Source organism: Paenibacillus tundrae (assembly GCF_036884255.1).
Lineage (GTDB): Bacteria > Bacillota > Bacilli > Paenibacillales > Paenibacillaceae > Paenibacillus.
Genome location: NZ_CP145605.1, coordinates 4,407,023 through 4,432,352 on the forward strand (window position 1 = coordinate 4,407,023; position 25,330 = coordinate 4,432,352).

Here is a 25,330-nt window from a genome sequence, read left to right on the forward strand (position 1 = left end):
AAGTAGAATTTAGGGGTGATATTGAGAAATTCGCCGTATCCATCAGCAGAATAACACGCGAAGGATACCGTTTTGATCAGGAAGTGATGATCTAATAACGTAAGAACTTATATGCAAAGTACGTCACAGCTGAAAAAATACCACTCACCATGATAATAATTGCTGATTCAAACATCTCTATTTCGATTCCAAACTGATATATCACAAGCATTGTGATTATGACTAAAATCATGACTATAAATCCAAGTGAAAATGAAGATTTACAATGTGAAATTATTCTTTCATCATGCTCCGAGTCCACACCCCGTTTAATCCCTTTGTTGTCCATAGCCAATATGATTAAGTTTATAATTGAACATCCGAGCAATCCAAAGCCCAAAGGCATAGCAAACGACAAGTTAGGATTATCTAATGCAAACTTCTGGTAGAGAGCAATTGAAAAAACGAGCAGTCCGATAATACACATAATAATAGATACTATAGTCCATTTCCTCACTCAACATCCCCCTCTTCCTCAAAAATAAAAACCTGCTCAATGCTTTTATTGAACACCCGAGCTATAAGATAAGCCAGCATGATGGATGGATTATATCGCCCTCTTTCCAATGAAATAATGGTCTGACGTGATACGTTAACCTTCTCGGCCAGATCCTGTTGTGTCATGTTAAGCTCTCTACGGTAGGTCTCAATTTTATTCTTCATGGATTTCATATCCTCGCTGTTTGATGTCAAGCTAACTTTACATCAAACATACCTCTCACCCTTCAAAATGTCAAGCTAACTTTACACCAAATCCGCACTATGAAACAGGCTGATAGAAAGTAACTCCTCTGGCCATATTCTTATCTCCTTATGATATGGTGCATTTACAAGCATAATAAATAACATAATTTCGAAAATAATGGCATTATTCGACTATTGCTTGTATTTCTCAGGCATGCAAACCCACCTTTTTATGCTATAATAAGTGCTGTTAAAAGGAGGAAGACACTGAATGGTTGATGTTAATAAGAAAAAGCCCGATGAACAGCCTGTCCGCAAACGTAGCTTCATTCGCAGACTAGGCAGTGTCGTCAAATGGATGGTCGTCCTGGGTATCATGGGTGTACTATTTGTAGGCGGCGCTTTAATGGGATACGTCAGTTCCATTGTGAAAGACGAGCCTGTCCGTTCCAGGGCCCTGATTGAACAGAAAGTCAGCGAAAACTCCATCACAGGCTTTGCTTACTTTGCCGATGGCAGTCCAATCGGTCAATTACGTACAGAAGAAGACAGACGTCCAGTCACCATTGACCAGATCCCACAGAAGGTTATTGATGCAGTTATTTCGATTGAAGACAATCATTTTTACGAACATAAAGGTGTAGACATGAACGGTACACTTCGTGCCGTAAAACAGAAAGTGCTTAAAGAGTCTGTCCAAACAGGCGGAAGCACACTTACACAGCAATTAGCGCGTCGTGTGTTCCTCAATCTAGATCGTACCGAGGATCGGAAAGTAAAAGAAATTCTTCTCTCGCTCCGTCTGGAACGTTTCTTGACAAAGGACGAAATTATGACTGCGTACTTGAACAAGGTTCCATTCGGTAATGGCTCCAGTGGATATAATGTCTATGGCATTAAGGCTGCTGCCAAAGGTTTGTTCAATATTAATGATCTAGAGAAAATAAATACGGCTCAGGCTGCTTACCTTGCTGGCTTACCACAGCTCCCCTCTTCATACTCTGCTTTTAATGGAAAAGGCGATTTTGTTGAGGATAATTTTGAGCGCGCTATTAATCGCCAGCACTTAGTTTTACGTCGAATGTTAGAACTGGGTAAAATCAATCAAACCGAATATAACGAAGCGCTTGCTTTTGACATCAAGAGCTCTCTAGCGCCCAAAACGGTTAAAGCTTACAACACTTATCCTTATCTTATGATGGAAACTGAACGACAAGCTGCTCAAATCTTGATGACGCAGTTGAATACAGATACTACCAAAGGCACAGATGAAGCTACCGACAAGGATGCAGCACCTAAAGATAGCAGTGCATTATTGGAAGAAGCTCAGCAGCAATTGCGCACAGGTGGATATCGCATTTATACCACAATTAACAAAAGTGTATACAAAACGATGCGTACCATTGCTGAAAATGACAGTAATTTTGCCGCAGACGATCCCAAAAAGGGAAAAGAACAAACGGCAGCTATGTTGATCGACCATAAGACTGGTGCCATTCTGGGCATGATCGAAGGTCGAAGCTTCCAAGATGAGCAGATGAACTACGCTACTCAGATGGTGCGTCAACCGGGTTCTGCTATGAAACCAATTGCAGCATACCTACCTGCTATGGATGAAGGTTTAGTTCAGCCGGGTTCCATTGTGGACGATTCACCAATTATTCTTAAGAATGGCCCAAGCGGATATCATATTCCGAAGAATGCAAATAATCGCTACCAAGGCCTGATCACTGCTCGTAGAGCATTGAATTACTCACTGAATACCGTGGCACTTAAGTTATTTAATGAAGACGTTGGAATTGATAAAGCCTGGGCTTTCGCCCAAAAGCTTGGCATTACCACTATTCAGAAAAACGATTATCAAGCACAAACTGGTGTTCTCGGTGGTCTTCAATATGGTGTAACCGTTGAGGAACTTACCAATGCCTATGGTGCCATCGCCAACAACGGTGTGTACAACGATTCATACATGATCAGTAAGATTGTAGACTCTAAAGGAAACATCGTATATAAACACGAAGCTGCCCCTGTTCAGGCGTTCTCCGAGCAGACGGCATACCTCATGACTGACATGCTTCGTACAGTTGTCACAGAGGGTACAGCGGATAAAGTACGTGAGAGCTACAAATATTCGAAGAGTGTACCGATTGTCGGAAAAACAGGCTCTACCCAGAACTATGCCGATGTCTGGTTTGAGGGTTACTCCCCAGATGTCACTTTGGGTGTATGGGTTGGATACAAACAGCCTGTTAACACACTAGAGACCAAGTCTCAGCGCAAACGTGCACAGCAATTATGGACTCAAATTATGAATGAGGTCATTGCCTCAGACAAAGAGTTATTTGTTACGGATAAGTTCGAGAAGCCATCAGGTATAGTAACGAAGACCGTTTCCGCTTATAGCGGCAAACTGCCTACGGCTCTGACAGACCGCTTTGTCACAGATATTTTCAATAGTAAATTTGTTCCCAAAGATAGCGATGATGGTGTCGCTAAGGCGAAGTACATCACTTACAATGGTGTGAACTACATCCCTCGTGATGAAACGCCTAGCGATATGCTGAAAGAAAAAACCGTAATTAAACGTAAAAAACCAATCTCCGATCTCATTAAAGAGTTGCAAAATGCATTCTCTCGTATGAGCCGGCATGAGTCACTTGCCTATTACCTGCCGCAGGATGCAGATTCAGACATGCCAACTCAGATTGATCCGCGACAAGATAACGGTAAAGCTCCTGATGCTCCAGGAAATGTAAGACTGTCTATGTCCAATGGCAGAGCAATCATTACATTTAACGCTACACCGGAAAGTGATGTTGTTGGGTATCGGTTGTATCGTTCTGTTAATGGCGGAGGATTCCAGAATCAAGGGCAAGTCGTCCTTACAGGGGAATCTCGATCATTTACCGCGTATGCACAAGGTGGTAGCTTCTCCTTCTACGTTACAGCAGTTGATGTAGCTGGCAGAGAGTCTGCACCAAGCGCAATTGCTACTAGTGCTGCGGTTGTAGAGCCGCCACCAGAGGAAGAAGTGAAGGAACCGATTAATGTTCCTGGAACAATCATCACGCCTGGCGAAGGATCAGACGATACTGCAGCAACTTCACCAAGCACACCGAGTCAGGTGAGTGTTACAGCTCTATCCCAAGGTATTCGTATCCAATGGGGATCAAACGCTGAAGCAGAAGGTGTACAGAGCTATTCCGTCTATTACAGCGAAACGGGCAATGCTCCATTCAACAAAATCGGCTCTACCTCAGGTACCTCGCTTGACTTCGGTGTACCGGCAACAACCAGCGGATGGTTTAAGGTCTCTGCGAGCAACAGTGCAGGAGAATCTGAACCTTCAGCAGCGGTACATTATCAACCATAAAGTTAGATCAATACGATCACACCAAACGGCCTCCTAAGTTTATCTTAGGGGGTCTTTTGTTTAACAAGTCAAAAAGCCTGATCTCTTAGACATCGCAGATCAGGCTTCTTCATGATGATATCAATTGCAATTCGGCAACTCGTGGCTTACCATATTCAACATTTAGTCTTCAATGGTGGACAGGTCTCCTGTCGGCAAATCAAGCTCCCAGGCTTTCAAGACACGACGCATAATTTTACCAGAGCGTGTCTTCGGCAATTTATCCTTGAATTCTATCTCACGCGGTGCAGCGTGGGCGGACAGGCCTTCTTTTACAAAACGATAAATCTCTTCCTTCAACTCCGGTGTCGCCTCATACCCATCACGAAGCGCTACAAAGGCTTTGATGATCTCTCCCCGTGTTACATCCGGTTTACCGATTACGCCAGCCTCAGCTACAGCAGGGTGCTCTACGAGCTTACTCTCCACCTCGAAAGGGCCGATACGCTCGCCAGACGAATTAATCACATCATCAATTCTGCCCTGAAACCAGAAGTAGCCGTCTTCATCCATATAAGCAGAGTCTCCAGATACGTACCAGCCAGAGAGCCGGAAATACTCCTCGTATTTAGCGGGGTTGTTCCAGATCTTCGCCATCATCGACGGCCATGGACTGCGTATTGCTAAATTCCCCATACTGTACGGAGGTAACTCCTGCCCACGATCATCGATAATTGCAGCTTCAATTCCGGGCAAAGGTCTTCCCATTGAACCTGGTTTAATCGGCATACCCGGATAGTTACAGATCAATTGCGCACCTGTTTCCGTCATCCACCACGTATCATGAATTCGTTGATTATACGCTTTCCAGCCCCAACGAACCACTTCAGGATTGAGCGGCTCGCCGACAGACATGACGTGACGCAGACTACTCAGATCATGCTGAGCAATCGTCTCGTCTCCTGCCCCCATCAACATCCGGAACGCCGTCGGTGCGCTGTACCAGACGGTCACTTTATTTTTTTCAATCGTACTATACCAGTCTTGTGGACTGAAACGACCTCCACGAATAACATTGGTTACCCCGTTCAGCCATGGTGCAAAAATACCATAAGACGTGCCTGTGACCCAACCAGGGTCTGCGGTGCACCAGTAAACATCATCCTGGCGTAAGTCGAGTACAACTTTGCCTGTATAATAATGCTGAACCATTGCATTCTGCACATGATATACGCCCTTCGGTTTCCCAGTAGAACCCGAAGTATAATGGATAATGAGTCCATCCTCACGAGTGAGCCATTCCACGTCCATCTCATCCGAAGCAACAGACATCTCTGCATCAAAATCAATCAGTCTATTTTCCGTCTGCTCACCACCACCAACGACAAATATATGCTTCAGCTCCGGTAATTCGGAGCGCTTAATTCGTCCAAGAAGCTCAGGTGTCGTCACAAGTGCAACTGCCCCACTGTCCTCCAATCGGTCTTTGACGGCGGTCTCCATAAAAGCTTCAAACAGCGGCCCTGCGATTGCACCCACTTTCAAGATACCCAAAAGGCTGAAATACAGCTCAGGGCTTCTCGGCATAAAAATAAATACTCGATCCCCCTTGGTCACCCCATATTTCCGTAGTACATTACCAAATCGGTTGGATTGCTCGCTAAGATCGGCAAAAGTGTATGCCTCTTCCCGTGAAGCATCACTGTATAGCAATGCCGTTCTACCGCCTCTTCCTTCCAGTACATGGCGATCTATCGCCTCATGAGCCATATTCACTTTTCCGCTGGCGTGCCACGTAAAGTGCCTTTCCACCGATTCCCAATCAAATCGGCTTCGAGCCTCCGCGTAATCGCCCAAGTTAGATTCAGACACAACCGTTTGCAGCATCTCTTCAAATGCTTGACTCATGCTTGCCAGCCTCCTTCAACTCGACATTTCGATTCCCTTAAATGGGTGACTTCTCATTGCCTTGTGTTGACTGAACTTCCAGTTAGCGCTTACATTAATAGAGAGAACATTCTCTTTATTTACTTGCTTGACCTACTGAATGAATTTTGAGCTGCACTTGAATTGTGAACATTTTTTGTCTACGCCATTATAGCAAATCTTCTCAATCATCGTCTAGGGGGAAGAAAGGAGCATGAACCATGGAACATATTAAGAAGCATCATATGCGTTCCATCTTCAAATCCGGTCACCACATCACGATTGAAGGCCCTATGCCCGCTGAGGCCATTTCACAGCTAGGTTTCCATCCGGATCTCGATGCTTTTCGGAGACCATCAGAGCAGCAGGAAGCCCTAACGGAGATTGCCGATCTGCCGGAGGGTCGTATCATTCTAGCACATGAAAATAGCATCATTATTGGTTACGTTACGTTTCATTACGCTGACGAATGTGAACGTTGGTCTGAAGGTAATATGACGGATCTCATAGAACTGGGAGCTATCGAGGTTGCTGATGAGTACCGCTCTCTAGGTATAGGACGTGAGATGCTGCTCACTGCGTTCGAAGGTGAACAGATGGAGCGATATATCATTTTTACGACCGAATATTATTGGCATTGGGATCTGAAAGGCAGCGGTTTATCCGTGTGGGATTATCGTAAAATGATGGAGAAGTTAATGCAAACCGTAGATATGACCTGGTACGCGACCGATGATCCTGAAATCTGCTCTCACCCGGCAAACTGTCTTATGGTAAGAATCGGCAGCCAGGTACCACTCGCGTCTGAGGAACAGTTCGATCGTGTGCGCTTCCGCTATCGGTTTATGTATTGAGTTAACCTTGAATTATGCTTACATAAAAAAACGCCTATCGTCGAACTTCTACAAAAGACAGACCGCGTTTGATTGTAGTTTTTGTTGCGATCATCGAATGGTTCAGCTCCGCTGAAAACTTATACGTTCTATCATCTAAAAAACCGCTTCTCACCTAGCTCTGCATACCTTAGGAGCTATCCGTTGAGAAGCGGTTTAGTTTAATTTTTGTTCAGGCGGCTCACTGCGAGCTTTTTTTATTTATCCTTATAAACCTTACATATTCTCCAGCATATGCTCCACAATGCGATGTGAACGCTGGGAAGACTGCACTGTAAATTCAGCAAAGTTAACATGTGCGGAACCATCTGCTTTATCGGACATGCCTCTCAGAACGACAAACGGTACACGATTCATGTAACTTACCTGTGCAACAGCCGCACCTTCCATTTCTGCACATGCTCCATCCATTTGGGTGTAGAGCATATTTACCGTTTCTTTGCTCGCAATAAACTGATCTCCTGATAACACCTTGCCAATCCGGTAATGAGCCCCTTGCGCCTTACAAGCTTCTTCAGCAAGTGCAATCAGTGAAGCATCTGCTGGAAATGCAGAGGTTTCTTGATATGGGATAACGCCCCGTTCAAACCCAAGTGGAGTCACATCCATATCATGCTGCACGCATACCGAAGAAATGACGATATCTCCGATGTTCAGCTCAGGATGAACCGCACCTGCAACGCCTGTAAAAATAATCCGGTCCACTTGGAAGCGATCAATCAGAATCTGCGTAGTTACTGCCGCATTAACTTTACCTACACCCGATTTGCAGACAACGATTTGTTTACCTAACCACTCGCCTGCTACATAGGTGATTCCGGTCTGTTTGACCGTTTCCAATTGCTTCATACCTGCAAGTAACAGTTCTACTTCCTCATCCATAGCACCAATAATACCGATTGTTTCGCGCATGTCCTAAGCCCTCCAGTCGATTCTATTCAGCACAAAAGCTCCGTCTCCGGAGCTTCTGCTAATTCGATATGTAGAGAGAATGTCTTCTCCCTGCCCTATACCATTTCCAATGCTATATTTACTTATCCAGCATGGCTTACAGACAAACGTAAAATCGTTTCATGCGGTAGAATAACCCGTGGGTTCTCCACATTTTCTTTTTTCATCAGCTTCGTCAACAAACGCATCGCAACAGCACCAAGGTCATACATCGGCTGAGCGACAGTTGTCAATTGTGGACGCACCATGGAAGCCATACGAATGTTATCCACACTAATGATGGAGAAGTCATCCGGTACTTTCAGACCCTCATCTTGAATGCTGTGAATCGCGCCAATAGCCATCTCATCTGTTGCAGCGAAGATTGCTGTTGGTTTTTTCTTCAGTCCGAGGAAATATTTCATTGCTTCCACACCGGATTCATAACGATAGTTACCGATGCGCACCAGATCCTCCTGATAGTCCATACCTGCTGCTTCAAGAGCTTTCTTGTACCCTTGGAAACGTGCATAGCCGTTAGCTGGATCTTGCAGCGTGCCACTAATCATCGCAATTTCTTTATGTCCATGACGAATCAATGTATTCACCGCATCAAATGCTGCAGCTTCATGATCGATATCTACAGAAGGATAAGTTCCCTTCTCGTCACTTGTCGCACAGAGCACGATAGGTACTGCTGCGGATTGAAAGGCTTGGATATGTTCATCCGTTACTGTACCGCCCATGAAAAGCAAACCGTCGACTTGCTTTTCTAGCAACGTGTTAATAACACGAATTTCTTTTTCTTTCTTCTTGTCCGCATTACATAGAATGATATTGTAGTGATACATATTAGCAATATCCTCAATTCCGCGAGCAATCTCAGCGAAAGTCGAGTTCGAAATATCAGGAATTACCACACCGACTGTTGTCGTCTTTTTGCTAGCCAAACCTCTGGCTACAGCATTCGGACGATATCCCAACCGATCAATGGCTTCATATACTTTTTTACGTGTTTGTGGCTTCACATTAGGGTTATTGTTAACTACCCGTGATACCGTTGCCATGGACACCCCAGCTTCGCGTGCCACATCATAAATGGTTACCGTCACAGTACTTCTCTCCATTACCAGTAAATTTTCAACCCATTTTCATTAAGAATTATATTACGACAAATTTTTGCATTAATCAATTAAAATAGGCTCTAGGACTCACTTAAAACCTGCGTGAGCGTGGTCGAAGTAATATCAGAATGGGAAGTATGCCATACAGGCATTCCCTTTTTAACTAGAATTGCCTGTGGAGATTCATGCTTAACACCCAGTTTCTCTGCTGCTTCGTTAGATACAGGGCGGTCTTCCACAACATAAATAATGCCGTATTTCACTTGTTCATTAGGATTGTTTTGCAAATAGTTGTTCATCTCCTGATAAGCATTCGCACTAATTGGGCAACGTGTACTATGCTTAAACAGAAGCAAAGGTTGTTCCTCGGTAGCCTCCACTGCGGAGTTTAGCTGTTCAATACTTGTCATTTTAGTCATGTCAGCCATTGGATATACATCCCCCTTTTTCAGGAATACCGCTATGTTGAGCGTTTTCACTCTTCGATATCTTAACAAAAAGCGCGCGAAAAAGCCAATTTTCATGAAAACAAGCATTTTACACGTCAAAACTAGACAGCATTCGAGAAATGCGCCTGCCAAACGAACCCCGATAACTGACCCAGTCTACGCTGCGTTGTCTCGATCCATTCTGCATCACCCGACTTTTGAGCATAACCCAAAATATCGAGCAATAGATTAATCCTTTCCTTCACAGCCTGCTGCATCTGATCTCGCATCTCTTGATCCGTTGCATTGGGTCTAGCAAGCAGCTGCTCGTGGAACAGGTCTGCAAGCTCATTTTGTTCACCAAATAAGACATCCTGCTTATTGGGCTCTTCGCCCAATTTACTAATACATTCTTTCAGGTCAGGCTTGACCGGTTGAAGCACTTCGTATGAAATACAATCTGTACACGCGAATACAGGTACGTTACGAATCTCTACTTTTTTGGCGTACACAACCGTTCTTAGTTCTAATTCCATTACATGTCCGCATCTGCACGATTTGCGCACATCCATCACCTCATTCGTTCTATACTCGTATACTGTTACCATTCGACCTTTTTCCGCCTAAATCCTGCTGCAAACCAAAGGTTGCACAAATTACCACTGACGCCAGGTTAAGGGTTGGTTGCGTATGCTAACAACGATTGAAATCGGTTACTCATCTTGGATGGTTATGTGTTCCGTGAAGCGAAGCTAGGAATCTGTTACAATGAAGTCGATTCATGCTACCGCAAAAGGAGAGATGGATGTGAGATTAACAGGCAAGAAAGTTATCGCTCTAGTTGATGAAGAATTCGAGGATCTGGAGCTATGGTATCCCGTACATCGTGTGCGTGAAGAAGGCGCCGAGGTGCATCTAGCAGGGGAGAAAAAAGGTAAAACCTACATCGGAAAATATGGTGTTCCCGCTGAAGCGGAATACAGCTTCGACGAGTTGGACAGTTCTGCATATGATGGTATTCTTGTGCCTGGCGGTTGGGCGCCGGACAAGCTCCGCCGCTATCCCAAAGTGCTTGAACTTGTGAAGGAGATGCATGCAGATCGCAAGCCCATCGGACAAATCTGTCACGCAGGCTGGGTGCTGATCTCTGCCAAAATTCTGGAAGGTGTTACCGTGACCTCCACTCCAGGCATTCGAGACGATATGGAGAATGCAGGTGCAATCTGGAAAGACGAGCCTGTTGTCGTAGATGGACATATCATATCGGCGCGTCGTCCTCCAGACCTTCCCCCTTATGGAAAAGCGTTCTGTGACGCGTTAGCTACAGCCAAAACGGAATGAACACTGAATCACCAAAAACCCCCTCGCTCTGTAGCGTGGGGGTTTCATGTTTTAGGTGGAACTCTTCTCATCCATTTACTTAACAAAATACGTTTACTAAGATTGGATTATCAAGAGGCATTCGAGCCACTTTGTTCATCCGGGTTGCCTGCTCCGTCATTAAACGTCTGTAAACGTTGTTCGATATCCAGGCTTTTTCGCAACGTGAAGCACTCGTGTGCTATTTCTTTGGCCGCTGCTGCAGTCGTGTTCAACACCCTATGCTTCACACGCAATAGTGATTGTGGAGACATACTTAGATTGCGTATGCCTAGCTCAAGCCATAGTGGAATCGAACGCTCGTCCCCTGCCATCTCTCCACATACACTAATCTCAATCCCAGCAGTGTGAGCTGCTTCTACCGTTGCTCTAAGCATACGCAACACGGCTGGATGATATGGATGATACATATGAGCGATCTGTTCGTTCATCCGATCCACAGCCAAGACGTATTGAACAAGATCATTCGTACCGATGCTGAAGAAATCCGCTTCCTCTGCTAATAAGTCTGCAATCATCACCGCTGCAGGCACTTCAATCATAATACCCACTTGGATATGTGGATCATATGGCAATTTACGCTCATCCAGATCGGCCATAGCTTCACGCAAGATTTCATTCGCCTGTTGAAGTTCTTCGACTGACGAAATCATAGGGTACATAATCTTTACATTCCCCGCAGCGCTTGCGCGCAGAATAGCCGTAAGCTGTGTTTTGAATAGATCCTTACGATCCAAACTGATGCGGATGGCGCGGTATCCAAGAAACGGATTATCCTCTTCAGGTAGCTCGAAATAATCAAGCTGCTTATCCCCGCCAATATCCAGTGTACGAATGACGACAGACTGACCTGCTGTTTTTTCAGCGACCAATCTGTATACCTCATACTGTTCCTGCTCACCCGGGAACGTAGCACGATCCATATAAAGGAACTCGGTACGGAACAACCCTACCCCCTTCGCCCCATGCTTCAGAGCGAGATCCAATTCCTTCACTGAACTGATATTGGATGCTAGGTGAAGTACTGAGCCGTCCTTGGTCACGGCATCAACAGTAGCAAGCACCTGCAATTGTTCTTTTTTCTGAAGCTGTTTGCTACGAATCATCGTGTAACGCTCAATCGTTTTGCGATCCGGCTCGGTAAATACAAGTCCGTTGTCCCCATCCACGACAAGCATATCGCCTGTCTCAACTGGCATGCCAAGACTCGCCTCCAGACCGGAAACGAGAGGTATACCCAAGGCACGAGCCATAATAGCGGAATGAGATGTTTTGCCACCAATTAGAGTAACGATGCCAAGCACATGCGTAGGATTGAGATGCGCCAGTTGTGAAGGCGACAGCTCTTTGGCTACAAGGATATACGGCTGAGTGTCTGAAGGAAGGGTAATCTCTGGTGCACCCAATAGATGCTTTAACAATCGATTGCCGACATCCTTGATGTCGATCGCCCGCTCCTTCATGTACTCATCATCCAATAAGTCAAACATCGTTACAAAGTGGTCAATCGCTTCTTTTACCGCCACTTCGGCAGCTTTATATTGCCGTTCAATAATGCCTCGAATTTCGTTCATAAACACAGGATCTTCCAAAATCGCTAGATGCGCATCAAAGATGCTTGACTCTTCTGGACCCACAACTTCCTTGAATTCATTCTTAATGTACTCTATCTCATCTCGTGAAGTCCGGATGCCCTCATACAGCCGTTCGAATTCCTGGGCGAGATCCACCGAATCCATCTTCTGATCCGGCAGATCCCATTCCCAACTGGGCAGGACAAATGCTTTGCCGATGGCTATGCCTGCAGCGCCGTTGATGCCTTGTATCTTCATTCTACCCCTCCAACGTTCCTGTCATAGAGCACCACGGACATAACGGATGCCTGACCTTTCTTGACTTGCTTGAATGGAGCAAAACTCCATGATTTGACACGATCCGGATTGGTAATTACCATCGGTGTTGTCAATGATGCTGCTTGTTCCCGCAGAACCGCAAGATCGAATTTAATCAGCAATTGACCTGGCTCAACCGTATCGCCTTCCTGAACAAAAGCTTCAAAATGACCTTTCAATTGTGAAGTATCAATTCCGATATGGAGCAGAACCTCAAGCCCTTCTCGGGTGGAAATGCCTAACGCATGCATCGTTGGATACAGATGCATAATCGTACCGAAGACAGGAGAAACCAGCTCTCCCCGCTCTGGGACAAAGGCTACTCCATCCCCAACAAGCTTGGCTGCGAATATCTGATCTGGCACCTCTTCGATCGGCAGCATTTTCCCCTGTACAGGCGCACAGAACAGCACTTGTGGCAGATCCCGTTCCAGTAGCTTCGCAATCTCCTCACGGATCAATTCGGAATAGGTACCGAATACCACCTGCACATTGCCTCCACCGAGCTTGATTAACCCAGCCGAGCCCATGCTCTTCATCGCACCCGTATCAATCAGGCGATCATCGTGCACCGTCAGACGAAGACGTGTGATACACGCCTCCACCTGCACAATGTTACTCTTGCCACCCAGCGCTTCCAAAATCAAAGGAGCCTGATAAGGAATATTGCCTACCCAATCCTCTAACATCGAACCTTCTTCACGTCCTGGCGTAGGAATCTTAAATGTACGAATCGCCCAGCGGAATAAGAAGTAATAGACTAGCCCATATAGTATGCCAATCGGGATAAGCTTCCAAGCATTCTCTGATAGATGGAAATTGAGTATGTAATCAATTATACCTGCCGAGTACGAGAACCCGTGGCGTATATCAAGCCAATAACTAATCCACATCGCAACACCAGACATCACCGCATGCACAATAAACAGATAAGGAGCTGCAAATAAAAAGGCAAACTCAATTTGCTCAGATACTCCTGTTAGGAAACAGACTAATGCTGAAGTAAGAAATGTTTTCTTAATCTTCGGCTTCAAGTCTTCCCGAGCTTCCTGAATAATGGCAAACGCAATCGCTGGAATAGCGAACATCATGATTGGGAACAACCCAGCCATGAAGAAACCTGCCGATGGATCACCTGCAAAGAAACGAGGCAAATCCCCCTGTACAATGTTTCCGTCAGGCGTCTCAAACGTCCCCAATTGAAACCAGAATACATTGTTCAGCAGATGATGTAAGCCAAAAGCAACCAATACTCTGTAGAGCACGCCATAGATGAACAAGCCAAAGCCACCGAGACTGTATTCCCATGTGGCAACCGCATTCAATCCATGCTGTAGTATTGGAGCGATCCATAACATAAAACAGGAGAACAGCGCCGAGCAGAGCCCAACGATGAGCAAGACGAACCTCGAACCGCCAAAAAATTGCAAAATCTCTGGCAGCTTAATACTTTTAAACCGGTTATGCATTACCCCAGCCAGTGCGCCGAGTATAATTCCGATTAAGGAAGCAGGCTGAACGGTGCCATCACCAAAATTGCGAGTCACTTGATCATATATGACGATACCAGCCAGTGCAGCGAGTCCCGCTTGTCCGGCCTGGTTGGAGAGTCCCAGCGCTACACCGACCGCAAATAAATAGGGCAAAAAATAAAAAATACCGTGTCCAGCCACGGTAGACACTTCACCAACAACTTTTATCCCCCAGGCGTCCCAGGGTAAACTGCCAACACTAAGCAATATTGCGGCGGCGGGCAGGACCATTGTAGGCAGCATTACCGCTCTTCCGAGCTGCTGCAAGGATCCGAGCCAATTCATGGCGACCTCTCCTTTCTATCCTTGATGGTAAGCTTTAAGAAACATTTTGTCAAAGCAAAACAGCAACCTACTGTAAAGTTAATTAGACTCCGCAATCACATACCAAAAAGACCACATACTGATGTGGCCATAACAATAACAAAACGTAATATATTCTCCAGAAAGGCAAGATGCTAAGCTAAGCCTTATGATGCTATATTCGCGATCACCCTAATGCAGTTATGCTACAAAAAAGAAATATCCCGTTAACTTATTGTCCGTTAACGGGATTCTCTACGTGCATAGTCTGATCCTATAGAACGTACTTTCCTAACACCTGGCATAACACAATACCAGACCGCCGCAAAACGACGGAAATGGCGCTTAGTCGCGTCCAGCACCGCGCAGAACGATGGAATCTTCGACCTTGATACAACGATTCGTAACAGCCTTCAGACCGTTCTCAGCCGCAATATGCACTGCTTCATCATTATGGATACCCAGCTGCAGCCACAATACGTTAGCTTTGATCGCCGCAGCCTCTCGTGCTACATCAGCACAATACTCTTCTCGACGAAACACATTAACGATATCTACTGGCTCTGGAATATCTGCGAGCGTGGCGTACACCGTTTCTCCAAGAATCTCACCTTGCACCTGAGGGTTCACAGGAATGATGCGATATCCTCTGCTCTGCATAGCTTCAGCAACCATGTAGGATGTGCGATCTGATTTGTCTGATAAACCAACGACTGCGATGTTGCCTGCATTACGTAAAATTTGTCCAATTTCTTCACGAGTAGGGTTGTTAAATTCCATGTTCAAGCACCATCCTTTTCTGCTTACAGATATCAGCTGATTTCCAACTTCGATGCTGATCATACCGCCAGGCATGTTTCGTACTCACAAGCGGACTTCTGGAACTACCTCTGAACGTGAGTGTTATTTTACTCTTTTACCCATTGTACGGAGGCACCAAGCGCCTGCAAGTGATCAAAGTATTGTGGGTAAGACTTGGCTACATGGTGTGCATCCCGAATGCGGAGCGGTTGCTTGGCACGAAGTCCAACAACGGTTAGAGCCATGATGACCCGATGATCATAATGAGCATTAATCTCAACGCCACCTTCGACGCCTTCTGGACGTCCATGCACGATGATCTCAGCCTGACGCTCTTCAACGTTCGCACCCGCCTTACGAAGCTCATTCAAGTAATCCGTAATTCGGTCACATTCCTTATAGCGTAGGTTCTCTACATTATAAAACCGTGAAGTTCCTTCCGCAAACACAGCCGCCGCTACCATGGCCAGAACAGCATCTGTTGCAGCATCTCCATCGAATTCAATTGCCTTTAATTTCCCGTTACCCTGTACGTGTACAACATTGTTCTCATGTGTGAGTGGCACTTCCATAATGCGCAGTACATCCACGATGGCACGTTCCCCTTGCTTGCTCTGTTCCATCAAACGCAAGATTTTTACATCCGATTGTGTCACTGCTGCTGCCGCGAGAACTGCTGCTGAACCTGGGTAGTCTCCTTGGACGGTATACGTCTGTGGTTGGTATGACTGGCCGCCAGGTACACGGAAGGACATATAATCATCGCTTGCATGGATAACGATTCCTGCTTGCTCCAATACCTCCAGCGTTTGTCCGATCACGACCTTGGATTTCAGGTCATTCAGCACTTCAATTGTGCTGTCTTCTGCTAGCATAGGTGTTACAAAGAGTAATGCACTGAGATATTGGGAGCTCACAGAACCGGATACACGGATATGCCCACCTTTGGGCTTGCCACCTTTGATTGTAATAGGTAGACGTCCTTGTTCATGCTGAACCTCCACACCAAGTTGTCCCAAGGCATCGATCAGATCATCATGTGGCCGCTTGCCGAGTGAATCTGGATACGTATTAACAAAAGTAACCTCAGGACATAATGCCGTTACACCCATCAGAAAACGTAAAACAGCACCTGCATTACCTACATTCAGTTCACGTACATCGCGTGGACTGCTACCGAAACCTTGGATTACGATTTTGCTATCGTCTTCTTCCAGAACTGCACCTAGATCACGAATACATCTACGCATCGCGTCACTATCTTCACTATGCGCAGGGAAATGGATGGTGCTTGTGCCTTCTGCCAATGCAGCAGCTAGCAAATAACGTGTTGTGTAGTTTTTGGAGGACAAGGCTCCAATTTCCCCTTTCAGGGAGGGAGTAGGTGTTACGATAACGTCCATGAATGAATTCTCCTTCATTATTCAAATTAATTAAACACTAGAATCATACCCGAGGGCATCTTGCTTAAATTGACATTCCCTGCATCGCTTGGGTATCATTATAAGCGTTAAGTCGATACAGAAAAGAGGATCTGAATATGACGCAAATTGCTGAAATTGAAACGTCTGAGCTACGCCGCCGTTTACAGGCTGGCGAGAAGTTGCAGATGATAGACGTCCGCGAGGACGAAGAGGTCGCACAAGGCATGATTGAGGGAGCGAAGCACATCCCCCTAGGACAAATTCCAGACAGATTGTCTGAAATTGAAAAGTCTGGTGAGATTGTCCTCATCTGTCGCAGTGGTTATCGCAGCGAGCGTGCTGCTGAATATCTGCAACAACTTGGCTACGAAGGCTGCACCAACATGGTTGGCGGCATGCTGCAATGGCAACAGGAAGACTAATTGAACGAGCCGATCGGCTCGTTTTTTCTTTAACCTGTACTTCCCACACCTCTATCGAAAACATACAACGATTACAGGCTTAGACGCGGTAATGCGCTAAAATTAAACGAGTCACTTCTGCCGCGGATAACGACGTGGTATCCACCGTGTAATGTGCAAACCGATATGCGTCTTTGCGTTCCTCCATAATCGTCTGAATCCGTTCCTCCGCATTGCCTGCCAGTAATGGACGATTGTCACAACCACTCACACGCTCTACAATCACTGCGGGATCTGCAGTCAGCGCAACGACCCAGCCATTCTTAGACATCACATCACAGTTGTCAGCACGCAGTACAACACCGCCTCCAGTTGCAATGACCTGTGCCTTCTTCTCTAGTACAGAGCACAGCACCCGACTCTCTGCATCCCGAAAGTAAGTCTCACCTTTACCTGTGAACAATTCAGGAATGGTGCAACCTTCCTCTTTCTCCACTGCGGCGTCCACATCAACCAACCGATAGCCTAGTTCTCGTGCAAGCAGATCTGCAACTGTTGATTTGCCGGTCCCCATCATACCGATGAGTATAATATTGTTAGCCTTGCTCAAAAGGTACACTCCTTTATTCCAAGAGGTTATTCAAAAAGTTCGCTTTGGATGACGAAACATCATTTTGAATTCGCATTTCAAGCATTTCTTGAGCACTTTTGTCCTATCATAACACAGCCCTGCTAACTGGGGAAGGCTAGAGCGCCGACGGCAGAGGTCAGAGCCATCTATGACCTTCTGTATGAAATAAAAAAGACCCACAACTCGGCATTGCCGAAATTGTGGGTCTTTGTGTCAGAGGTAATTTCCGCTCTAAAACTACTCCATCCAGTTGTGGTGGAAGCTGCCTTCTTTGTCCAAACGTTTGAACGTGTGTGCACCGAAGTAGTCACGTTGTGCTTGCAACAGGTTTGCAGGCAAACGCTCTGTACGGTAGCTATCGTAGTAGGACAGCGCGCTGGAGAAGCCAGGAACCGGAATTCCTTGTTGTACAGCAGCTGCCACGACTTCACGCCATGCGCCTTGGTAAGATTCAACGATGTTTTGGAAGTATGGATCTAAGAGCAGGTTTTTGAGTGCTGCGTCTTTATCATATGCTTCTTTGATGTTTTGCAAGAACTGTGAACGGATGATGCAGCCACCACGGAAGATCATAGCGATGTTACCGTATTTCAGATCCCAGCCATACTCATCGGATGCAGCACGCATCTGAGCGAAGCCTTGAGCATAGGATACGATTTTACTTGCAAAGAGTGCTTTACGCACGTTTTCAATGAAGGCTTTTTTGTCGCCAGAGAATGCTTCTGTCGCAGGACCATTCAGAATTTTGCTTGCTGCTACGCGCTCGTCTTTCATCGCAGACAAGAAACGGGAAAATACGGATTCAGTAATCATGGACAGTGGTACGCCGAGATCAAGCGCACTTTGGCTTGTCCATTTACCTGTTCCTTTTTGTCCAGCTGCATCCAAGATCACGTCTACCATTGGTTTGCCTGTTTCTGGATCGTATTTGGAGAAGATGTCTGCTGTAATTTCGATCAGGTAGCTATCCAGCTCTCCTTGGTTCCATTCTGTGAAGATTTCATGCAACTCTTCTACGGAAACGTTAAGTACGGATTTGAGCAGGTGGTATGCTTCCCCAATCAATTGCATATCACCGTATTCGATACCATTGTGAACCATTTTGACATAGTGTCCTGCACCGTCTGGTCCGATATATGTACAACAAGGGTCATCGCCGACTTTAGCTGAGATTGCTGTCAGAATCGGCTCTACTAATTTGTAAGCACTCTCTTGTCCACCTGGCATAATGGAAGGCCCTTTCAATGCACCCTCTTCACCACCAGATACGCCTGTACCGATGAAACGAATACCTTTGTCTTCCAGCTCTTTGCTGCGACGTTGGGTATCAGGGAAGTATGCATTTCCTCCATCAATGATGATGTCGCCTTCATCCAAATGAGGTAGCAATTGTTCAATGGTTGCGTCAGTCGCTTTACCTGCTTGAACCATGATCAAAATTTTGCGTGGGGATTCCAGGGATGCTACGAATTCTTCAATCGAGAACGTACCTGTCAGATTTTTACCCTCGGCCTCTTTCAGAAGATCCTCTGTTTTCTCTTGGGAACGGTTATATACCGACACCGTGAAACCTCTGCTTTCAATGTTAAGGGCCAAATTCTTGCCCATGACAGCCAGTCCGATTACGCCGATCTGTTGTTTAGTCATCTGGTCTCCCATCCTTTACTCCAATTGATTTTTAATGATATTGTCTCTCAACAACACTCTCATTTTAACGGTTTTACGTATAGAAGTGAACCCCGCAGAGCGTCCACACAACGAGAAAACGCCTCAATCAGCCGAGGTGTTCATCGTATTTTCATAATTACCTAGGATGGGGCGGACGTGGAGAAAACGAATCTTTGGAGCAAATCTTCTCCTATACAGCAATAAAAGCCCTGGCGTGTGCCGGGGCTTTGTTTACAAGTGTAGTCTAAAATGGGTATGTTTCATGCTTCCAGCATCAACAGATGTCCGGATAACCGCTGCAATACTTCGCGGCAAGCGTTTGCCTTTTCCATATTATTGAGCTGTATAGCGTTATGCAAACGTTCCAGTTCATCGTCCACTTCCATGCGCAACAGCATTAATCGCTCCTCGCCTTCACGCGAGAGGAACATTTCTTCCATCTCTTCCGCCGTAGGCGCAGGTTCCTTTTGAAAAATAACACGTTGCTTGAACCCAGATACCTCCACCAAACGAATCACTTCACCAAATAAAATGTTCTCTACCGTCATCTGCTGATCCTTGAATCGTTTTACAACCGCATGCCCTCTTGTGTCACCAATAAGCTTCTCCAGCCATTCCGCTAGCTTCGCGTCTTTGATGATGTAATCACCTGTCATTTTGTAGTTGCCACTGCGTGTTTGTTGAAAACGGAGCTTTACCAGCTTACGCCCAGTGCGGACTGACAAGATAAAGAAGGATTCGTCCTCGCTCCAATATAGTGAATAGCCCTCACGAATAAGGTCTTTGATCAAATTTTGGATATGCCGACGGTTGAACCGCAGCTCCAGATTGCAATATTCAACTTCATAACTCTTATTCACGGCACTCCCCTCCATCTGTACCGGATCTACACCGGTTCGCTTCTTACATCGCTTTTTACATGGCTTCTTCTACATCGGCTTACCCTATTTTATACTTCATTTTATGTAAGGGTACTTGGTTATTTGACTATTTTTCACCGAATCAACCCAGTGATCAGACCTTTCCGCAAGCGCACAGGGGCAAGCCCCCTGATTTTCATGATATAATAGACGCGAAATGGAGGAATACAGATGGATTTTTCCGGTTTTAACAGTCGCGATTTTGATGTATTTCAAGTTCCTGGGCTAGAGCCACGTATGGAGATGCTGATTGAACGAGTTCGTCCGAAGCTGGAAGCACTTGGTACAGAGCTTGCACCTTACCTCACTGAATTGTGCGGGGAAGAGATGTTTGTGCATGTCGCCAAACACGCACGTCGTACCGTCAATCCTCCCATAGATACATGGGTTGCCTGGGGATCTTCCAAACGGGGATATAAAGCACTGCCTCACTTTGAGGTGGGCATGTTCGATACACATGTGTTTGTCATTTTCGCTGTCATCTACGAAAGTCCGAACAAAATTACGTTTGCCGAAGCACTGGAGCGTGAGTTGGATGAGGTGCGCCGCAATCTGCCTGGAGAGTTCTATTGGTCGATGGATCATATGGATCCACAGGGTACATTTCATAAGGATATGAAGTCTGAGGATTATGACAAGATCATCACTAAGCTTAAGACGGTTAAAAAAGCTGAGGTTATGTGTGGTCTTCGTATTGAGCGAGATGACCCACTTGCTGCAGATGGGGAACAATTACTCAAAACGATACGTTCCACCTTCAAGACGTTACTACCGTTATACAGAATGTCTTTCTAATAATAACAAAGGGAATGTCACAACCGATCTGGTTGACGACACTCCCTTTTTTTTGAATTGAGCCCTTTACTCATTAAAATGCGCTATTTGGCAGGTGCTGTACGATATGGATTGCGTGACAATATAAAATGCACGATCGCAAGTCCAGCCATCACAATCGCGCTACCGATAAATGGTGCTGGGTGGCTGATATGATCCCACAACAAGCCTGAGACGATCGGTCCAACCACCATGCCTGACCCTTGTAATGCAAGGAAAAAGCCCCAGATGGCACCTCGTTCTCCTTTGGGAATAAGTGTGGCTACAAATGCGTTCCACGCCGGCAAAATCATAGCGTAACTAACTCCAACGAGCATTACAATTCCAAAGACCACCGGTATGGCGGTAATGGAAGCGAACGCGAACAAACTTGCGGATGCCATCAAAAAACCGATGTGCAAAAACACGGATGTTCCGAACCGATCCACCATTTTCCCTACGGGCAGCAATGCAATCACGGTAATGCCCCCACCCGCAATCAGTAACAGGCTGTAGAGATTGGGTGAGATATGCAGGTCGGTACGCGTATACAGTGTAATGACCGGACTGAGTAAGCCAATAACAAACGATTGCATAAACAATGCAGGGTATACGAGCGGGTTCACATTAAGTGTACTTCGCACACGCTGTAACGTGCCTTGAATGCTTCTTTTGAGCTTAATAAACGGTGTAAGCAGGTTCGGCTTGGGTGGGTAATGTGCAGGATGGCTCATTGTCTCTCCATGAGCTTGCTCCCCTTCCACAACGACGCGTCCTGGCAAGATTAAGGCGACTAGAATGACCAGAATGGCACAGCCCATCAACACTAGAAAGACCATACGATAATCATGATGAGTACGCTCTAGCAGCCAGTTCATGCCCACAGGTCCAAGTCCCGTCCCTCCAAGAGCCGCCATTTCAAGCGCACCCATTGCTGTGCCATTTTTGTTCTGTGGTCCTGACATCGCCGTCACACCTGTCATGGCGCAAGGCCAGAGCGGTGAAGTCCCTATTCCCAGAATGAGACAAGCCATGGCCAGTCCGAAGGCACTTTTGAAAAATATAATCATAATGACCGCAATCAACGTACAGATTAAAGCCGTCACCATCGTTGCACGAAACCCTATTCGTTCGGCTGCCCAGCCCGAGGGCGCACGGAATAGATTATCACCCAAATATTGAAGGGCAAATGCTACACCAATCACACCTGCTGACAACCCCAAAATGTTGTCCATATACACAGGTAATACTGCGACCAGTAAAGCACCTTTTATAATTTCGACTAAGAAAAGCGTCAGCCACATTGCGATAAAAAAAGGTGACCGCAAAATTTTGGCAGGTTTCGTGTTGGTTTGCATTCTTTTTTTCTCCTTTCGACGCTCCATTGCCCTTCCCCTAACCTTAGTGTAACCGCGGGGAAAGTGACCAAATCTCGGCAATTCAAAAATTTGTCGCTCATACCGCTTGCATTCGGTTCTTAATTTGCTATACTCATCTTTGTTTACCAATTTTATTAGGAAGGGTTGTGACAGCACTGATGAATCACCACCGTACGCCGCTGTTTACCGCTTTAAAAAATCATGCGGCACTCAATCCGGTACAGTTTCATATTCCGGGACATAAAAAAGGATTGGGAGCGGATACCGAATTCCGTGAATTTATTGGCGATAATGCCTTCTCCATAGATTTGATCAACATCGCACCACTGGATGACCTGCATCAGCCGACAGGTGTCATTCAGGAAGCTCAGATGCTGGCTGCCGATGCCTTCGGAGCAGATTATACTTATTTTAGTGTACAAGGTACCAGCAGTGCGATTATGACGATGATTCTATCGGTCTGCGGACCTGGCGACAAAATTATTGTGCCCCGTAATGTGCACAAATCGGTACTGTCTGCCATCATTTTCTCAGGTGCTAAACCTGTCTTCGTTTCTCCTGCACAAGATGTCAATCTTGGTATCGATCACGGAGTAACCATTCAATCTATACGTCGCGCTCTTGAGCGTCATCCGGATGCTAAGGCGTTACTTGTCATTAATCCAACTTACTACGGCGTATGTACGGATCTGAAAGCAATTGTTGAGCTGGCTCACAGCTACCAGGTTCCTGTCCTTGTGGACGAGGCACACGGCGTACTCATTCATTTCCATGAAGATCTTCCTCTGTCTGCTATGGCAGCAGGAGCCGACATGGCTGCAACTAGTGTCCATAAGCTCGGTGGCTCCATGACACAGAGTTCTATACTCAATCTGAATACGAAGAATGGATTCGTGAATCCCCAGCGTGTACAGACGATCCTGAGCCTGCTGACATCGACATCAACCTCATACATTTTGCTTGCCTCACTGGATACATCGAGACGCAATCTGGCTCTGCACGGTCATGAGATTGCACAGAAAGCGATCGACTTGGCAGAATTCGCGAGACGAACCATCAACGATATTGATGGATTGTATTGCTTCGGCAAGGAACTGCTCGGGACGGAAGCGACGTTTAATTATGACCCAACCAAAGTAACGATTCATGTTCGCCACTTGGGTATCACAGGCTATGAAACGGAAAATTGGCTACGTGAACACTACAACATTGAAGTCGAACTCAGTGATATGTACAATATTTTGTGCCTTGTGACGCCAGGTGATACAGACGACTCTGTAGGAATCTTACTGAATGCCTTGCAGGATCTGTCCAGAACGTATTATCAGGTTAACCCAGCTCACGAGCTCGTCGTTAAGGTTCCCGATATTCCGCAATTGATGCTCACGCCGCGTGATGCCTTCTACGGAGATACGGAAGTCATTCCTTTCAGAGAATCCGCAGGACGTATTATTTCGGAGTTCATCTATGTATACCCGCCAGGCATTCCAATTCTACTTCCAGGTGAGGTCATTACTCAAGAGAATATTGACTACATTATCGACCATGTTGAAGTTGGATTGCCCGTTAAAGGCCCTGAAGACCGAAGCGTAACGAATGTAAAAGTAATCGTGGAAGCAGATGCGATTTTCTAGAAGATCTTGCTGCAGTCATATATAAATGCATTAGACCAAGAGCCAGGCTTTCCCGCCTGGTTCTTTTTTTGTGCAAAAGAACAAAAAACAAAAGACCCCTTGGTCTCAAGGAGTCTTGTTGTTATTCCGAAAGAATGACTATTCTTGGCTTGCAACGAGTTCGTTGTACGCCGCTTCAACACGGCCCCACTCGGCTTCGTCTTCAATATTGTAGAGCACCATTTCTTCGTCTTCTTCTTCCATACGCAGAATGATGCCGTCAGCTTCAGGATTATTACGTTCCAGCAGGAGCGCATAAACATGGTTCTCCACGTCAAACGTCTCCACCAAAACCATCTCCACGTCGTTTCCGTTCTCGTCTGTGAGTGTCAGAAGAACTTCTTCATGCTCGTGGTCGTGGTCATGGTCGTGACCGCATCCGCAGTCAGCGCCGTGTTCATGTGTGTGATCGCTCATTGAAATACCTCGCTTTGTAAATAGTAATAGTGTAACCCTGCATATCGTAACATGTTCATGAATCCAGGTCAATTTACCCAGCTAGGTTATTTTGGGTTCAATCGTTCAGAGCGGTAATGATTTTCTCAGCTACCAGAACGTAGTTACTGTTTGCATTTTCTTTAATATGAAATCCGACTTGGTATTTACCAGCACGATTGAAATCATACGTAAAATCATAGGTGCGGAACCAGAAGTTGTCTTTCTGCGTTGTAAGCTCCTGTGACTGAATATCTTTCACTTGACCACTTGGATTCGTAATGGTTACTTTAACGGCAGCCACATCTGCTGTTAGACTGTCCACTTGAGAAAACACGTTGAATTTCAGTTTGCCTACGTTGACGTTACCAAACACAGTGTCTCCTTTGAACAGAAAAATATGTACATTCGGCTTGATCACCGTGACTCTCTTGTTGTTACTATCCCATCTGGCGATACCGCCAGCTTCTCTAACAGGTACATATGTCGTTCCATCAATTAAATAACCGCCATCAGCCGCTTCCTTGCCATTAATTAGAACTCGAATTTTCTCGTTCACTGAATCCGCAAATAATAAAGATCCGCCGAGCAAGGAAAAAACCGTGACACACAGCAAAACTCTCTTCCATTTCATCCCGTCATATTCCCTCCCCGCTGCTAGGTGTTGTACATTTATACTCTAGATTCAGCCACAAAGTTGCG

23 protein-coding genes are annotated in these 25,330 nt (G+C 45.8%); 6 read left to right on the forward strand and 17 right to left on the reverse strand.

What is annotated here, in order from left to right:
• Window positions 1–91: 91 nt before the first annotated feature.
• A complete protein-coding gene (locus V6W81_RS19755; RefSeq protein WP_338540135.1) occupies window positions 92–496 on the reverse strand; it encodes a hypothetical protein in 405 nt (134 codons plus the stop codon).
• Window positions 493–702 carry a helix-turn-helix transcriptional regulator gene (locus V6W81_RS19760; protein WP_338540136.1) on the reverse strand — a complete coding sequence of 70 codons (210 nt, stop codon included), beginning with the start codon at window positions 700–702 and terminating at the stop codon, window positions 493–495. Before V6W81_RS19760 ends, V6W81_RS19755 begins: the two co-directional genes overlap by 4 nt.
• 292 nt (window positions 703–994) lie before the next feature.
• Here V6W81_RS19760 and V6W81_RS19765 point away from each other — a divergent pair, with 292 nt between their 5' ends.
• Complete coding sequence (locus V6W81_RS19765) at window positions 995–4,096, forward strand: transglycosylase domain-containing protein (RefSeq protein WP_338540137.1); 3,102 nt, start codon at window positions 995–997, stop codon at window positions 4,094–4,096.
• A 162-nt stretch (window positions 4,097–4,258) separates the two neighbouring features.
• Here V6W81_RS19765 and acsA read toward each other — a convergent pair whose 3' ends face one another.
• A complete protein-coding gene (acsA, locus tag V6W81_RS19770; RefSeq protein WP_338540138.1) occupies window positions 4,259–5,983 on the reverse strand; it encodes an acetate--CoA ligase in 1,725 nt (574 codons plus the stop codon).
• A 239-nt stretch (window positions 5,984–6,222) separates the two neighbouring features.
• On the opposite strand from acsA, the gene V6W81_RS19775 reads away from it, so the two are divergent.
• Window positions 6,223–6,855, forward strand: coding sequence for a GNAT family N-acetyltransferase (locus V6W81_RS19775; RefSeq protein ID WP_239287672.1), 633 nt, complete (start codon window positions 6,223–6,225; stop codon window positions 6,853–6,855).
• A gap of 255 nt (window positions 6,856–7,110) precedes the next feature.
• Here the strand turns inward: V6W81_RS19775 and V6W81_RS19780 are convergent, their stop codons facing one another.
• The 4 genes from V6W81_RS19780 to V6W81_RS19795 form a co-directional block, all read right to left on the reverse strand.
• A complete protein-coding gene (locus tag V6W81_RS19780) occupies window positions 7,111–7,806 on the reverse strand; it encodes a 5'-methylthioadenosine/adenosylhomocysteine nucleosidase (protein ID WP_338540139.1) in 696 nt (231 codons plus the stop codon).
• A 122-nt stretch (window positions 7,807–7,928) separates the two neighbouring features.
• Window positions 7,929–8,936, reverse strand: a complete 1,008-nt coding sequence (ccpA, locus tag V6W81_RS19785; protein WP_145045491.1) for a catabolite control protein A — start codon at window positions 8,934–8,936, stop codon at window positions 7,929–7,931.
• A 92-nt stretch (window positions 8,937–9,028) separates the two neighbouring features.
• On the reverse strand, window positions 9,029–9,376 hold the full coding sequence (ytxJ, locus tag V6W81_RS19790) for a bacillithiol system redox-active protein YtxJ (RefSeq protein WP_145045492.1): 348 nt from the start codon (window positions 9,374–9,376) through the stop codon (window positions 9,029–9,031).
• Between the two features lie 122 nt (window positions 9,377–9,498).
• Window positions 9,499–9,984, reverse strand: coding sequence for a hypothetical protein (locus tag V6W81_RS19795; protein WP_338540140.1), 486 nt, complete (start codon window positions 9,982–9,984; stop codon window positions 9,499–9,501).
• Window positions 9,985–10,144: 160 nt separating this feature from the next.
• On the opposite strand from V6W81_RS19795, the gene V6W81_RS19800 reads away from it, so the two are divergent.
• Window positions 10,145–10,717 (forward strand): type 1 glutamine amidotransferase domain-containing protein, encoded by a 573-nt coding sequence (locus V6W81_RS19800; RefSeq protein ID WP_260985296.1) that lies wholly within the window; start codon window positions 10,145–10,147, stop codon window positions 10,715–10,717.
• Window positions 10,718–10,827: 110 nt separating this feature from the next.
• Here the strand turns inward: V6W81_RS19800 and ptsP are convergent, their stop codons facing one another.
• From ptsP to aroA, 4 genes are all read right to left on the reverse strand, one after another.
• Entirely contained in the window at window positions 10,828–12,588 is a 1,761-nt protein-coding gene (gene ptsP / locus V6W81_RS19805) for a phosphoenolpyruvate--protein phosphotransferase (RefSeq protein ID WP_338540141.1), read from the reverse strand.
• A complete protein-coding gene (locus tag V6W81_RS19810) occupies window positions 12,585–14,465 on the reverse strand; it encodes a glucose PTS transporter subunit IIA (protein ID WP_056696302.1) in 1,881 nt (626 codons plus the stop codon). Before V6W81_RS19810 ends, ptsP begins: the two co-directional genes overlap by 4 nt.
• A gap of 363 nt (window positions 14,466–14,828) precedes the next feature.
• On the reverse strand, window positions 14,829–15,263 hold the full coding sequence (locus V6W81_RS19815) for a CoA-binding protein (RefSeq protein WP_338540142.1): 435 nt from the start codon (window positions 15,261–15,263) through the stop codon (window positions 14,829–14,831).
• A gap of 128 nt (window positions 15,264–15,391) precedes the next feature.
• Entirely contained in the window at window positions 15,392–16,687 is a 1,296-nt protein-coding gene (gene aroA, locus V6W81_RS19820) for a 3-phosphoshikimate 1-carboxyvinyltransferase (protein ID WP_338540143.1), read from the reverse strand.
• A 137-nt stretch (window positions 16,688–16,824) separates the two neighbouring features.
• Here aroA and V6W81_RS19825 point away from each other — a divergent pair, with 137 nt between their 5' ends.
• Window positions 16,825–17,130 carry a rhodanese-like domain-containing protein gene (locus V6W81_RS19825; RefSeq protein ID WP_056696298.1) on the forward strand — a complete coding sequence of 102 codons (306 nt, stop codon included), beginning with the start codon at window positions 16,825–16,827 and terminating at the stop codon, window positions 17,128–17,130.
• A gap of 79 nt (window positions 17,131–17,209) precedes the next feature.
• Here V6W81_RS19825 and V6W81_RS19830 read toward each other — a convergent pair whose 3' ends face one another.
• From V6W81_RS19830 to V6W81_RS19840, 3 genes are all read right to left on the reverse strand, one after another.
• Entirely contained in the window at window positions 17,210–17,719 is a 510-nt protein-coding gene (locus V6W81_RS19830; RefSeq protein ID WP_235540546.1) for a shikimate kinase, read from the reverse strand.
• 258 nt (window positions 17,720–17,977) lie between these two features.
• Window positions 17,978–19,387, reverse strand: coding sequence for an NADP-dependent phosphogluconate dehydrogenase (gene gndA / locus V6W81_RS19835; protein WP_145045502.1), 1,410 nt, complete (start codon window positions 19,385–19,387; stop codon window positions 17,978–17,980).
• 281 nt (window positions 19,388–19,668) lie between these two features.
• Complete coding sequence (locus tag V6W81_RS19840) at window positions 19,669–20,268, reverse strand: hypothetical protein (protein ID WP_056696292.1); 600 nt, start codon at window positions 20,266–20,268, stop codon at window positions 19,669–19,671.
• A gap of 231 nt (window positions 20,269–20,499) precedes the next feature.
• Between V6W81_RS19840 and V6W81_RS19845 the strand changes: the two genes are divergently transcribed.
• Window positions 20,500–21,123 (forward strand): YktB family protein, encoded by a 624-nt coding sequence (locus V6W81_RS19845; RefSeq protein ID WP_338540144.1) that lies wholly within the window; start codon window positions 20,500–20,502, stop codon window positions 21,121–21,123.
• 83 nt (window positions 21,124–21,206) lie between these two features.
• Here the strand turns inward: V6W81_RS19845 and V6W81_RS19850 are convergent, their stop codons facing one another.
• Complete coding sequence (locus V6W81_RS19850) at window positions 21,207–22,499, reverse strand: MFS transporter (protein ID WP_338540145.1); 1,293 nt, start codon at window positions 22,497–22,499, stop codon at window positions 21,207–21,209.
• Between the two features lie 179 nt (window positions 22,500–22,678).
• On the opposite strand from V6W81_RS19850, the gene V6W81_RS19855 reads away from it, so the two are divergent.
• Window positions 22,679–24,154: an aminotransferase class I/II-fold pyridoxal phosphate-dependent enzyme gene (locus V6W81_RS19855; protein WP_338544032.1), complete on the forward strand. Its 1,476-nt coding sequence runs from the start codon at window positions 22,679–22,681 to the stop codon at window positions 24,152–24,154.
• Window positions 24,155–24,292: 138 nt separating this feature from the next.
• Here the strand turns inward: V6W81_RS19855 and V6W81_RS19860 are convergent, their stop codons facing one another.
• Window positions 24,293–24,610, reverse strand: coding sequence for a DUF1292 domain-containing protein (locus V6W81_RS19860; protein ID WP_056696285.1), 318 nt, complete (start codon window positions 24,608–24,610; stop codon window positions 24,293–24,295).
• Between the two features lie 97 nt (window positions 24,611–24,707).
• A complete protein-coding gene (locus tag V6W81_RS19865; protein WP_145045508.1) occupies window positions 24,708–25,262 on the reverse strand; it encodes a copper amine oxidase in 555 nt (184 codons plus the stop codon).
• Window positions 25,263–25,330 lie beyond the last annotated feature (68 nt).